Genomic DNA, 12574 nt, shown 5'->3' on the forward strand with positions numbered 1-12574 from the left:
CTTAAGCATATGAAACGCAGAGATGTTATAAAAGGCTTATCTATTCTTCCAATTGGAGGAGTAGTTGGTGCCAGCCAGGCAGCCACGGCCGCTCCGGCCAATGATTTCGATTACCCCTCGTTTCTGGGAACTACTGAAACATTACATACCATGACCGGTCCCCTTAAAGCCGGACCAGAAGTATACCAATCTATCGGAGTTGAACCCATAATAAACTGCCGTGGCACTTTTACCATTATTGGGGCCTCTGTTGAATTGCCTGAAGTTCGGGCTGCCATGGAATATGCGTGTCGTTACTTTGTACAGCTGGATGAACTGGCTTTAGGGGTAGGTAAACGATTATCCGAGATTACGGGTGCTGAATGGGGCATGGTATCTTCGGGGTGTGCGGCCGGCATGAAACATGTAACCGCCGCTTGTGTAACGGGAGGCAATCCAGAAAAACTTATCCGCATTCCGGACTTATCCGGCTTCGAAAAAACTGAAGTTATCATACCAAGATCTTCCCGAAATGTTTACGACCATGCCCTGCGTAATATCGGCGTAAAAATAATTACCGTTGATTCTATTGAAGAACTGGAAAAGGCAATCAGCTCCCGAACCGCCATGATTTATTTGATGTCCCATGATAATCCAGGTCCTGACCCCATGTCGGTGGAGAATATAGCTAAAATTGCCAAACCTAAAAATGTACCTATTCTGGTAGATGCGGCCGCGGAAATTTTAACCATCCCTAACGTGCATTTGCAAAAAGGTGCTACTGTAGTGGCCTACAGTGGCGGAAAAGCTATCCGGGGCCCGCAATGTGCCGGTTTATTATTGGGCGATAAAAATTTATTAATGTCGGCGTGGCAGGCTAGTGCCCCTCACCACGGGCCCGGGCGCGATAACAAAGTAGGACGGGAAGAAGTAATGGGCATGCTGGCCGCTGTTGAAACCTGGGTAAAACGAGATCATCAGTCCGAATACAAAACCTGGTTAAGTTACCTGGATACAATTAAAAAACGAGTAACCAAAATAAATGGGGTTCAAACTACTTTACGTGAGCCAACCGGGTTAGGTAATCGTACTCCAGTGCTGACTGTTTCCTGGGATCCGGCCAAATTAAATATTATTGGGCAGGAAGTGGCCAACGAACTGGCCCAAACCAAACCTCGAATCGCCATGAGCGTGGGAGGCCCTAGAAGTGGAGCCCCGGATCAAAATTTTACCTCCGTTTCTATTAGTTCCTGGATGATGCAACCCGGCAACGACAAAGTTGTGGCCGACCGGCTTTACGAAGTATTGGCCCGTAAAAGAAGTCCCCGGGCAACTACTATGAAAGCACCAGTTACGGATATTACTGGTCGTTGGGATGCCACCATTGAGTTTTTTAATAGTACAAGCAGCCACACTTTAAATATTGAAAAACAAGATGGCAATTGGCTGCAAGGTTCGCATAAAGGCGATTTTGCGGTTAGAGATATGGCAGGCTCCATTGAAGGTGACCAAATAAAATTCCGGAGCACCTATCGGGCTACCGCCGATGGCATCACATTTACGTTTTCAGGTAAAGTTTACGGCGATACGATGACCGGAGATATTCATATGGGCGAATATTTAACCGCTAAATTTACAGCTAAAAAATACACCTACCCTACCATGCACGAACCCATTATGGTACCGGTTGGCCCTCCATTATCCAGTTAATTAAGAGTACAAATATTTACCTCGTTTTACTTTAACAAAACTATAGCCCTATGCTAAGGCAGCTTAGGGTAGGGCAATTAAATAGTTTGAACTCAGGGATAGAAAAAAGTATCCTTTATACAAGCCACCCTTAAATAAGCCACTGGTTCAACATGTTTTATAAGCCATTTTATGCTGCAATTTTGATATGGTTATTAAGTGCTAATATCGTCTATGGCCAGAAAAACGATTCATCACAATTGGTGATCAAAAAAACCACGGACTTTACAGTAAGTGGCGAGGGCAAGGCTGCTAACTGGGCAACTACCAGGTGGGTTACCTTACCCGTTCAGGAATCAGCCGGCGGAACCATGAAAACCAAAGCAAAAATACTTTATTCCGAAACGGGTATCTATTTCTTGTTTAACTGCGAAGACCAGAAAATTACTGCCACCTACGAAGAAGATTTTAAACCGCTATACCGGGAAGATGTGGTAGAAGTTTTTCTATGGCCTGATACTACTATACCGGCATATTTAGAGTATGAGTTATCGCCTTTAAATTATGAACTGGTGCTAATGATCCTGAATAAAAATGGCAAGTTTAGCGGTTGGCGCCCCAGTGGCTATGCCGGGAAACGCCAAGTGCAACATGCCACCAGTGTGCAGGGTGGTGAAAAAAAGAGCCAGGCCACCATTAAAAGCTGGAAAGGGGAAATATTCATTCCTTTTGATCTGATGCAGCCCTTAACCATGGGAGCTCCCAAATCAGGAAGCCAATGGCGGGCGAACTTTTACCGGATTGATTACGATAATGGCTACACCACCGGATCCTGGCAAAAAACCACGCCAAATAAATCTGCCAATTTCCATGAATACAATAAGTTCGGCACATTCGTATTTGAGTAATCAAACATAAGGAGCGACCCAAAAATTAAATTATAATCCCGATTCCGGATATTTTTAAAATCATCCCTTATTTAAGGACCACATCTACTAATTCCAATTAAAAATCCAGATTATTTATTAAGTATATGGCTCGATTAAATTTAATAGAAGAGACGAGATACGAGAAGTTACCGGTGCGGGTATATCCGGATCAGCATATAGCTTCTAAACAGGTAGCTGGTCGTATAGCCCAGCTCATCCACAAAAAGCAGACCCAGGGGCAGCCAGCTGTTTTAGGTTTATTATGAAGCCATTGAAGCTTTTGTCAAATGAAAGTTTTAAGAAGTATTCAAGACAGAAAGCAGATTAATCTTACCATGAATATTAGTCACCAATAAATTTCATCTAATAATTATTTATATAATATTATAATTTATTGAATATATTAAAGCCGACAATTAGGGGGAATTAATTTGGTTAAACCACCAATATGTTCCTTTACATTCTGCCTGGAATTTAAAAACTTTATATCTAACCTAAAGCATACAAAAATGGTAAAGAACCTATTGCTCTTGATCTTTTGCTTTTTTAGTATTTCTGCTGGATATAGTCAGGCCAAAATCTCCGGACCCAAAAAGTATAAGGTTACAGGTTATGTGGGTGGTTACCGGGGATTGGTTCGGACAGAAGATATAGATGCCGAAAAACTTACTCATATTATTTATGCGTTTGTTAATTGTAAGGACAGCATGGCAGTATTAACCAACCTGTCCACCGATTCTACTAATTTCCGCAAGCTTAACCTGCTGAAACAGAAGAATCCTGATTTAAAAATATTGATATCAGTAGGTGGCTGGAGCTGGAGCGATTTTTTTTCGGACGCTGCCCTTACTCCTACTTCCCGAACTTTGTTTGCTAAAACCAGCGTGGATATTGTTCGGCAATACCAATTGGATGGTGTGGATATTGATTGGGAATATCCTGGTATGCCCGGAGAAGAAGGCAATGTGGTACGTCCGGAAGACAAGCAAAACTATACCCTGCTGCTGCAAGCCATCCGGGCCGAACTGAATAAACTACAACAGGAAACGGGCAAAAAATATGAGTTAACGGCGGCTGTGGGAGGCTCGCAATCTTTTATCGACCATACTGAAATGGATAAGGTGGCACAAATCTTAGATTACGTTTACCTGATGACTTATGATTATTCGGGCAGAAACAAAACCGTTAGTCACCATACCAACTTGTTTCCCACTAAAAAAGAAGGCTCATCTGCACATCAATCAGTTAAGAACTTTATGGCCGCCGGCGTGCCCAAAGAAAAATTGGGTTTAGGTGCAGCTTTCTACGGCAAAGGATTTGAAGCAGCTTCCACAGAAAATTACGGCTTGCACCAGCCACAAGTAAAAACAGCTAAAGGCGGCGGCTACACCGAAATAAAAGATAACCTGATCGGCCAGCAAGGCTACAAACGCTACTGGGACAAAAAAGCCAAAGCTCCTTATCTTTTCAATGACAACACCAAAGTATTTATTACTTACGAGGATGAAAAATCTATTAAAGCAAAGTGCCGGTATATTCGCAAAAATAACCTGGCCGGGATATTCTTCTGGGAGTATTTTAATGACCCAAAAGAGTATTTAATAAACGCTATTCACCAGCATCTACCTTAATTAAGGCTTTCGACTTTTGTACCTATTTACTCCCCGTTATTCACCTGCTAACGCCTTGTGGGATCTTTATAAACAGAAAATACAAGTCAAAGTTTATTCCAGCTAAGTCAACTGGTTGGGATAGAAGTTATTTCCTATAACGCGAAACAGTATTCACCTGGTCAACTGTTAGGCGCTTACCAAAAACTAAAATCATACTTTATGAAAAAAAGCATGCTCAAATGTATTGGAGTATTATGGGCGGGCTGTATGGCAACTTGAGCGCAAAAATCAGGTGGTAAAGAAATAATTTACGCTGGTACTTTTTCCAATAAAGGCAGCAAAGGCCTCTACATGTTAAATTTAGATCAGGCTACCGGAAAACTAACCGAATTAGAAACAGTTGCAGACGGCAAAAGCCCTGATTATTTAGAGATTCCCCCAACTGGGAAAAACCTTTATGCTGTTTACGACGAAGGTGCCACCCCTTCCCCAGAAAGGGAAGGTGCTGTAATGGCTTATCAAATTAATCCCAAAACTGTACTTTACCCGCCAAGCTAATCTTAATCCAGTAATAATCTGTACACCTTTTAAAAGACACTACTCTGTCCAGCTCCATTGTCAGAACTAAGAGTAAAAATAGAATTGCGCTGCTGTTTTAAGATTGGAAGCCCAAAAGCCTTCCTTTTTATATGAAACAGGTACTTGTAGGGTTTCTATAACTGGCGTCTATAAAAAAAGAAGAGGGCAGTTAATTAAATTACCCTCTTTCACCAATCACTAAATTCATCCTACACCCCTATAGGCTCTTTTTCCACCATCAATTTTTGCTAAAAGAAGACAGTAGTTATATTTTTATTTATTATTTCCGCTTTTACAGTATTAAGATACCAAACAGAAATTAAGGGGTGAAACAGGATAAAACTTTGTTAACTAATTTTTTCAAATGAGCTATTCATTTAGGTAAACCCATGGTACAATTGAATATCGCTTTTATGTATTCAATAAGCTTCTCCTGAGTTTATTGCTAGTCCTACATTATGGATTTTTTATACTCGCATTTAAACTGGTGCGCTCGTAGTTATAAACCGACTGTAATTGCTGGGCCTTAACAGGAAAGTACTTGGCTTTAATGGTTTTTTATTCACCAGAGAGGCTGTTAATTCTTTACCAAAACGAATTCGCTTTTCCTGACTGACCTCCACAATTTTGTTTCTGATATCGTAACTCCTTAAGAATATTTAAAACTTTACAATTTGTTAAAACCTTTAAATCAATTAATTACTAGTAATGAATATATTAGTGTGTTTTTTTAATATAACTATGGAGTTAGATGCGCTTGATATATTGGGTATAGCCTTGATTGTTCTTTCTATTGGGGCAATTACAATGGTAGTAATAAAAGAAATTAAAACCGCTAAAATGCGTACGCAAATGATGTACGGCAAAAAACGGAAACGGCAAAAGAAAACCACCTAACAGTTTTATTTTGGTACCGGTTATTTTGCCTAAGTTTACCTTTTAAGTGGTTATTTCCTTCAGCTGTACATTCACCCTTCGCACTTTTTTATCATTCCTGTAACGCTAGCAGATTCTATTCGCTACTTAAATGGCAATAGCATATCACTCAGTATTCTACGGTTCTCCCCAGCTTTACTAAATCAACTTAGCTTTCGTCTCCTTTTTACTACAGATTAGAAGTGTAATTATAAAAGTGATAATCAGTTTTACATACTTATAAATAATGCTGTGGCATTAGTACCAGCTTTATTTTAAATACGGCCTTTTATTCTGGTATTAGTAACTTCTTTAATAAACTTAGAAGAAGGTTAGTTTCTATAAATTAAACAACAATAGGCTGCCAGGGTACAACCCCACATCATCAGCATCATGGGGTAAGCTGTATTGTTATGTAACAAACTTAATAAAGAAGTAAAAATAAAGGCTGATAAATAACTCATGGAGCCAATAAGTGCAGAGGCAGATCCATTATAAAGCGGAACAGCAACCAGATAAAGGGCAGTAGCATTGGGTAAAATTAGCCCCAGCATGCTTAAAAAAAGAAATAACACACCCAGCAGCAGAATTACAGGCCCCTTAAAATATAAAATAAGTACCCCCACTAATCCGGCTACTATTTGCACCAAAACAGCTCCCTTTGTTATTATTTTTACCTGAAAGTATTTAAGTAGCACAGCATTAGCAAAACCAGCAATTATAATACCCACAGCGAAACCAGAAAATATAAAACTAAAACGCTTTTTATCTATGGCAAACAATTGGGTAAATACAAATGGAGACGCCGTAACAAAACAAAAGGCAGCGCTATTGCTGATAGCCCGAACCAAAGCATAATTAACAAAGGCTTTATTTTTTATAGCCTCTTGATAGCCAGATCGAATATCCGAAAAATTAACACTTAGGTTTTTAACCGGTGCTTTGCCTGTTGGCATAATGGTTAAACAGCTAATAAGGCCAATTCCCGAAATCAAGGCCATGATTAAAAAAAGGTATTTCCAGGTACTCTCATCTGAGAAGTACCCACCTATAATAGGTGCCAGAATGGGCGAAACACCCATAATAATCTGAAGCCAGGTAAAAACATGAGCGGCCTTTTTATCTCCGTACAGGTCATTTACCAAAGCCCGCGATATAACCTGACAGGAACTCCCGGCCAGCCCCTGGATAAATCGGACTAGTAAAAACAATTCAAAATTATTGGTAACTATGCTACAGCCAGCACAAATAATATAGATTATTAAACCTATTTTCAAAGGACGCATTCTTCCCCATACATCGGATAAGGGCCCGATAAATAGTTGACCAAGTCCCATTCCAAACAAAAATGCGGTAACGGTGTTTTCGATGCTGACAATAGGCACCCCAAAATAATTAGCTAATGCCGGAAACGCCGGGAGGTAAATATCAATGGAGATAGAGCCTATTGCCGTCAGGACACCTAAGGTAAGAATGATTAGGAGGGTAAATTTGCCCGTATCAGGTTGTGCAGTTTGGTTGTTTATCAAGCTAAAATAGGTACTTAAATAGGTCCTTCCTTAAGTTAAACAATCTGAAATCTGGATAAATAAAAACTAAATAGGTTGCTTAGGCTTTAGTCCTAAACAACCTATTTTTTCTGTTGCAAAATAAATTAGGCATAGCTAACCTTTAAGCGCTGGTTCAGGACCGACATAACCAAGAGGTAAGCTTTACCAGCATGTTTCACCTAGAAAGCAATCAACATGCAGAATCTTCTGAATTAAAAAGTTAAAATACAAGCCTTTGATGGCGCTACTTTTACCGGTATACCCTGGTCCAGGTTTTGCGCCTCCCCTGATTCTCCAGTTAAGACATTGTCAAAAAATAGTGGTTGTTCTTCTCCTAATGCCAAGGCTTCTTTTACATCCTGGGGCAGATAAATCCAGGTTTCCAGGGTTTGGTAACGGTCGAAGTTAGCTACCACCAGCACTCTTTCTGTATTGGTAAAGCGGAGAAAGGCATACTGCTTGTGGTTAAACCCAGGCAGATTTGGCAGTTCATAAAACTTTCCTGAACGAATGGCCTGATTACAGGCACAAAAGTTTAGAAGAATCTGGTAGAATAGCCGAAGCTTTTTCTGATCCTCGCTTAAACCGCCGCCGTCAAACAAGCCATTGTTCATCCATTTCTGGTGCTCAGGCACGCCCCAATAATCAAAAATAGTAGTGCGGTTGTCTTCCCCGCCAAAACCTTCTTCTCCTTTTGCAGGCTCTCCTACTTCCTGACCAAAGTAAATCATAACCGGACCAGAAGATAACGTAGCTGAGACCACCATAGCCGGTATGGCATACCAGGGATCCCGGGCAAAGCCTTCTGAAGCAACCCGTTCTTCGTCGTGGTTCTCCAGAAACCTGACCATGCGGGAAGAAAAACCCTGGCTTTCCTGGCTCCAGACGTACCGGATCCTTTCTGTATTACCGTGGTATTCGTCTTTTATCAACGGTTTCAGGACATCATACAAGCCTACTTTGTCGTAGAGAAAATCAAATTTACCAGTTGTAAAGTATCGGGTATATTCCTGAGGGTTGTAGGATTCGGCGATAAAAATAATCTCAGGATTTACTTTCTTTACTTCCGGGATAACCCAGCTCCAAAACTCTACCGGTACCATTTCGGCCATGTCGCACCGGAAACCGTCTATGTCTTTTTGGGCCCAAAAAACCAAGATATCGCGCATCTTTAACCACACTGGTGGCACCGGATCAAAATAGGTTTGGTAATTATTCTGGTAGTCTACGCCATAGTTCAGTTTTATAGTTTCGTACCAATCGTCCAGGCCTGGCGTGGCAGAAAATACATTATTACCCGTGGCCTTGGCAGGAAATTCGTGGAAATGATAATCCTTTAGTGGGTGCTGCCAGGCAGGGCCACCGGCATTGGTACCGTAAGGCACTTTAAAAGGAACTCCGGGTATGTAATAAAAATCGTTCTGCGGACTAAAGGCTTTGGTTACATCATCTTCTTCGCCAAAATCTTTTACTCCTGCCGGTTTTGCATCCGAGATATAGGTGCGGGCCACATGGTTGGGTACAAAATCAATAATTACTTTCAACCCGTTTTGATGCGTCCGGGAAACCAAATTCTGGAATTCCTGCATCCGGTTGGGAACATTTACGGCCAAATCCGGATCAATATCATAATAATCTTTAACGGCATACGGTGAGCCAGCCCGTCCTTTTACCACATCCGGATCGTCCATTGAAATGCCATATGAAGAGTAATCGGTCATGGTGGCGTGTTCCAGAATGCCAGTATACCATATGTGCGAAGCACCCAGTTTTTTTAATTCCTGTAAAGCCAGATCGGTTATGTCATCAAATTTGCCTACCCCGTTTTCCTCCAGCGTACCGTGCGTTTTATTGGTGGTATTTTTATTTCCAAACAGTCGCACCATCATCTGGTAAATAATAATTTTATTATCAATTATTTCTTCCTCGGTGGTATTGGCCGGATTTAGCATCGTATGTATCTTAGTTGTATTAGATTAAAAGTACTTTGTACGGTTGATTAGAGCGAAGCGGTGGTATAACCTTTTTTTAAGATGTGACCGTTATTTCGCCTTGCCCTTCTATGTGATAGGGTTTATCGTATACCAAAACGGTTACGGCTTTGGGACTTTGATTAATTATCTGTATTCCTTTTCTGCTCACCTTAACTTTTAGCAACCTTGCCCTAAAATTGATTTTAAACGAGAAGGACTCCCATTTAGCCGGCAAAAACGGACTAAAACTTAATGTATCCTGTTTTACCCGCATACCGCCAAATCCTTCCACCACACTCATCCAGGTACCAGCCATAGAAGTTATATGGCAGCCATCTTCAGTATCGTTATTGTAATCATCCAAGTCCAGACGGGCGGTGCGCAGGTAAAACTGGTAAGCTCTTTCTCCATCGCCTAATTTGGCAGCCAGAATGGCGTGCACACACGGCGATAAAGAACTTTCATGGACAGTACGGGGTTCGTAGTAATCGAAATTGCGGCGGATAGTTTCCAGATCAAAGCGATCTTCCAGAAAGTATAAGCCTTGTAATACATCAGCTTGTTTGATGAACGGTGAACGCAAAATACGATCCCAGCTCCACTTCTGGTTTAAAGGTCTATCTTCCGGCCGTAGATCTTTTACCAGTAATTGTTCTTTATCGAGGTAACCATCTTGTTGCAAGAAAATACCTTTTTCAGTATCCTCCGGCAAGTACATGTTTTCCAAAATATGTTGCCACTGATCCGTTTCTTCCTCTTCCTTAAAACGGGCTTTACTTACTAAAGCTGCATAAGCATCCGGAGCATGGCTTTTTACATAGGCAACTACTTCTAAAGCATATTCCAGGCACCAAATGGCCATACTGCTGGTATACCAGTTATTGTTCACGTTATTCTCGTACTCATTAGGTCCGGTAACACCTAGCATTACATATTGTTTTTTGGCTTCACTCCAGTTTACCCGCTGGGCCCAAAACCGGGCAATACCCAACAGTACTTCCAGTCCGTAATCGTTCAGGTAATTGGTATCGCCGGTGTAGCGAACATAATTATAAATAGCAAAAGCAATAGCTGCATTTCTATGAATTTCTTCGAAGGTAATTTCCCATTCGTTGTGGCATTCTTCCCCATTCATGGTTACCATAGGATAAAGCGCTGCCCCATTACTAAACCCAAGTTTTTCAGCGTTTTCAATAGCTTTTTGTAAATGCTTGTACCGGTATATCAATAAGTTTCGGGTTACCTGCGGATCGGCAGTGGCCAAATAAAAAGGCACACAATACGCTTCGGTATCCCAATAAGTTGATCCACCATACTTCTCGCCGGTGAAACCTTTAGGTCCGATGTTTAAGCGGGCATCTTCTCCGGTGTAAGTCTGGTTTAACTGGAAAATGTTAAACCTGATACCCTGCTGCGCTGCGGCATCGCCTGAAATTATTATATCGCTTTCCAGCCATTTATTGGCCCAGGCTTGCGCCTGTTCCTGCAACATTTGCTTAAAGCCTTTGGCTGTTACAAGGGCCATTAATTTCTGGCAGGCCGCCAATAATTCGTCTTTAGGGTAATTTTCAGAAGATACATTAGCGGCGTATTTGTAAATTATTGTTTCCTGGTTTGCCGCAACCGGTACTTTTATTTCACAGGCCACCAATTTTTCCCGCTGCACCGACCGGGAAGCAACCGGTAAAACCTGACCACCCTGTACAATTTGAAACTGCATACCCGTACACACTTCAAAAGCTGTTTTCTTGGTGCGCATGATTAAATAAGCGGAATCCAGGTTAACCTCCTGCTGCACCTCGTCCCAGAATTTCTCGTCGTAATTGGCGTCCTGGTTCTTGATATCGCCATCAATAAAAGGAGTAATGGTAACCTCACCCTCAAAATTTAGTGGGGTAATACTATACCGGATAGCACCTGCTTCATCATCCACAATGCTGCAGAAACGCTGGGCTACTACCTTAACCTGCTTACCACTTCTAAGGGTAGCCGTAAATGTGCGCAACAAATAACCTTCCTGCATATTCAGCACGCGCCGGAAATCAGTTACCGTGCAATGGTTTAAATCCAGCACCTCCTCCCCCAACTTAATAGTAATTCCTATCCAGTTGGCAGCATTTAAAACTTTAGCAAAATATTCCGGATAGCCATTTTTCCACCAGCCTACCCGGGTTTTATCGGGGTAATAAACACCGGCTACGTAATTCCCAAGTAAACTTTCGCCGGAATAAGTTTCCTCAAAATTAGCGCGTTGCCCCATGCGGCCATTGCCTAAGCTAAATATGCTTTCGGAAATCTTATTCAGGTGCGGATCAAAGCCTTCTTCAATGATATTCCACTCGTCTATTTTGATATAATCTTTCATAAAGTGTACTTACTTAAAACTGGCTTCCTTTTTCCGGCCAGCTGCCGTGCTTTTTTATTATCCGAAACAGTTAATAATATGATAAAGATAAGTTAGCTGCGATTAAGTGCCGCTAATTTTTCCAGGCTCATAACGTGTAAGCCAGGAATCACTATATCGGCCTCTTTCAAAACCTCTGGCACCCCAATTCCCACCACTTTCATTCTGCCAGCTTTTGCGGCCTCCACGCCTGCAATAGCATCTTCAAACACTACACATGCTTCTGGTGCAACACCTAAAGCTTCAGCACCCTTTAAAAAAACCTCCGGATCTGGTTTGGAAGCAGTAACCGAATTCCCATCTATTACAGCATCAAACAGGTCAGCTAAACCTACTTTTTCCAAAATTATTCCGGAATTTTTACTTGCTGAACCTAAGGCTGTTTTATAGCCGGCTCCTTTGAGTATCGTAAGAAATTCTCGGACACCCGGCAAAATTTCTTCTGGCTTCATTTGGGTAATCATTTCCACGTACCAATTATTTTTCCGGGTTGCTAAATCCAACTTTTCTGCTTCGGATATTGTAACTCCACCCCAGCCTAAAATCAGTTCCAGGGAATCCATACGGCTTATGCCTTTTAACTGCTCGTTCTGCTGTTCAGAGAAATCAAATCTTAATTCATTTGCTAGTCTTTTCCAAGCTTTATAATGGTAAACAGCGGTATCCACAATCACCCCATCCAAATCAAAAAGACAGGCTTGTAATTTCGTCATATATATTGAATATTATTAAAAGGAATCAAACCAGGGTTTAGGCCACAAAAATGCTTTTTCTTGTTTTTTATTTCCACCTTATACTTTTGAAAAGACTTAAAAAACTGAGAGAATAACAAGAAAAAATAAATACCTCTTTCCCTTATTTAAATATTATTCTTTAATGTTTTGGCAGGAATAGGAGCTAAATAAAAAAATAAAAACTAAGTATTATGGTGATATACCTTTTT

At 41.1% G+C, this 12574-nt stretch carries 10 protein-coding genes; 6 read left to right on the forward strand and 4 right to left on the reverse strand.

Features of this window, described 5'->3' with window-relative positions; translation table 11 throughout:
- Positions 1–9: 9 nt before the first annotated feature.
- The 6 genes from ADHAQ_RS0102285 (at position 10) to ADHAQ_RS0102310 (ending at position 5686) form a co-directional block, all read left to right on the forward strand.
- Positions 10–1689, forward strand: a complete 1680-nt coding sequence (locus tag ADHAQ_RS0102285; protein WP_026461548.1) for an aminotransferase class V-fold PLP-dependent enzyme — start codon at positions 10–12, stop codon at positions 1687–1689.
- 182 nt (positions 1690–1871) lie between these two features.
- Positions 1872–2576: a carbohydrate-binding family 9-like protein gene (locus ADHAQ_RS0102290; RefSeq protein WP_245590563.1), complete on the forward strand. Its 705-nt coding sequence runs from the start codon at positions 1872–1874 to the stop codon at positions 2574–2576.
- A 125-nt stretch (positions 2577–2701) separates the two neighbouring features.
- On the forward strand, positions 2702–2863 hold the full coding sequence (locus tag ADHAQ_RS27950; RefSeq protein ID WP_157433326.1) for a hypothetical protein: 162 nt from the start codon (positions 2702–2704) through the stop codon (positions 2861–2863).
- 243 nt (positions 2864–3106) lie between these two features.
- Positions 3107–4228 (forward strand): glycoside hydrolase family 18 protein, encoded by a 1122-nt coding sequence (locus ADHAQ_RS0102300; RefSeq protein ID WP_026461550.1) that lies wholly within the window; start codon positions 3107–3109, stop codon positions 4226–4228.
- Positions 4229–4516: 288 nt separating this feature from the next.
- Positions 4517–4768, forward strand: a complete 252-nt coding sequence (locus ADHAQ_RS0102305) for a beta-propeller fold lactonase family protein (RefSeq protein WP_281172385.1) — start codon at positions 4517–4519, stop codon at positions 4766–4768.
- 729 nt (positions 4769–5497) lie between these two features.
- Positions 5498–5686 (forward strand): hypothetical protein, encoded by a 189-nt coding sequence (locus ADHAQ_RS0102310; protein WP_026461552.1) that lies wholly within the window; start codon positions 5498–5500, stop codon positions 5684–5686.
- A 350-nt stretch (positions 5687–6036) separates the two neighbouring features.
- Here ADHAQ_RS0102310 and ADHAQ_RS0102315 read toward each other — a convergent pair whose 3' ends face one another.
- The 4 genes from ADHAQ_RS0102315 to pgmB all read right to left on the reverse strand — a co-directional run bounded on the left by ADHAQ_RS0102315 (position 6037) and on the right by pgmB (position 12344).
- A complete protein-coding gene (locus tag ADHAQ_RS0102315; RefSeq protein ID WP_026461553.1) occupies positions 6037–7233 on the reverse strand; it encodes a multidrug effflux MFS transporter in 1197 nt (398 codons plus the stop codon).
- A gap of 233 nt (positions 7234–7466) precedes the next feature.
- Complete coding sequence (locus ADHAQ_RS24295; protein WP_051359667.1) at positions 7467–9206, reverse strand: alpha-amylase family protein; 1740 nt, start codon at positions 9204–9206, stop codon at positions 7467–7469.
- A 76-nt stretch (positions 9207–9282) separates the two neighbouring features.
- Complete coding sequence (locus ADHAQ_RS0102325) at positions 9283–11592, reverse strand: glycoside hydrolase family 65 protein (protein ID WP_026461554.1); 2310 nt, start codon at positions 11590–11592, stop codon at positions 9283–9285.
- A gap of 92 nt (positions 11593–11684) precedes the next feature.
- Positions 11685–12344 carry a beta-phosphoglucomutase gene (pgmB, locus tag ADHAQ_RS0102330; RefSeq protein WP_026461555.1) on the reverse strand — a complete coding sequence of 220 codons (660 nt, stop codon included), beginning with the start codon at positions 12342–12344 and terminating at the stop codon, positions 11685–11687.
- Between the last annotated feature and the right edge of the window lie 230 nt (positions 12345–12574).

The sequence above is a fragment of the Adhaeribacter aquaticus DSM 16391 genome, from assembly GCF_000473365.1.
Taxonomy (GTDB): Bacteria; Bacteroidota; Bacteroidia; order Cytophagales; family Hymenobacteraceae; genus Adhaeribacter; species Adhaeribacter aquaticus.

Bases quoted from the DNA above. Each gene is read 5' to 3' on its own strand.
- ADHAQ_RS24295 (WP_051359667.1), bottom strand. From the start codon at position 9,206: ATGCTAAATCCGGCCAATACCACCGAGGAAGAAATAATTGATAATAAA.
- ADHAQ_RS0102300 (WP_026461550.1), top strand. From the start codon at position 3,107: ATGGTAAAGAACCTATTGCTCTTGATCTTTTGCTTTTTTAGTATTTCT.
- ADHAQ_RS0102285 (WP_026461548.1), top strand. From the start codon at position 10: ATGAAACGCAGAGATGTTATAAAAGGCTTATCTATTCTTCCAATTGGA.
- ADHAQ_RS27950 (WP_157433326.1), top strand. From the start codon at position 2,702: ATGGCTCGATTAAATTTAATAGAAGAGACGAGATACGAGAAGTTACCG.
- pgmB (WP_026461555.1), bottom strand. From the start codon at position 12,344: ATGACGAAATTACAAGCCTGTCTTTTTGATTTGGATGGGGTGATTGTG.
- ADHAQ_RS0102325 (WP_026461554.1), bottom strand. From the start codon at position 11,592: ATGAAAGATTATATCAAAATAGACGAGTGGAATATCATTGAAGAAGGC.
- ADHAQ_RS0102310 (WP_026461552.1), top strand. From the start codon at position 5,498: ATGAATATATTAGTGTGTTTTTTTAATATAACTATGGAGTTAGATGCG.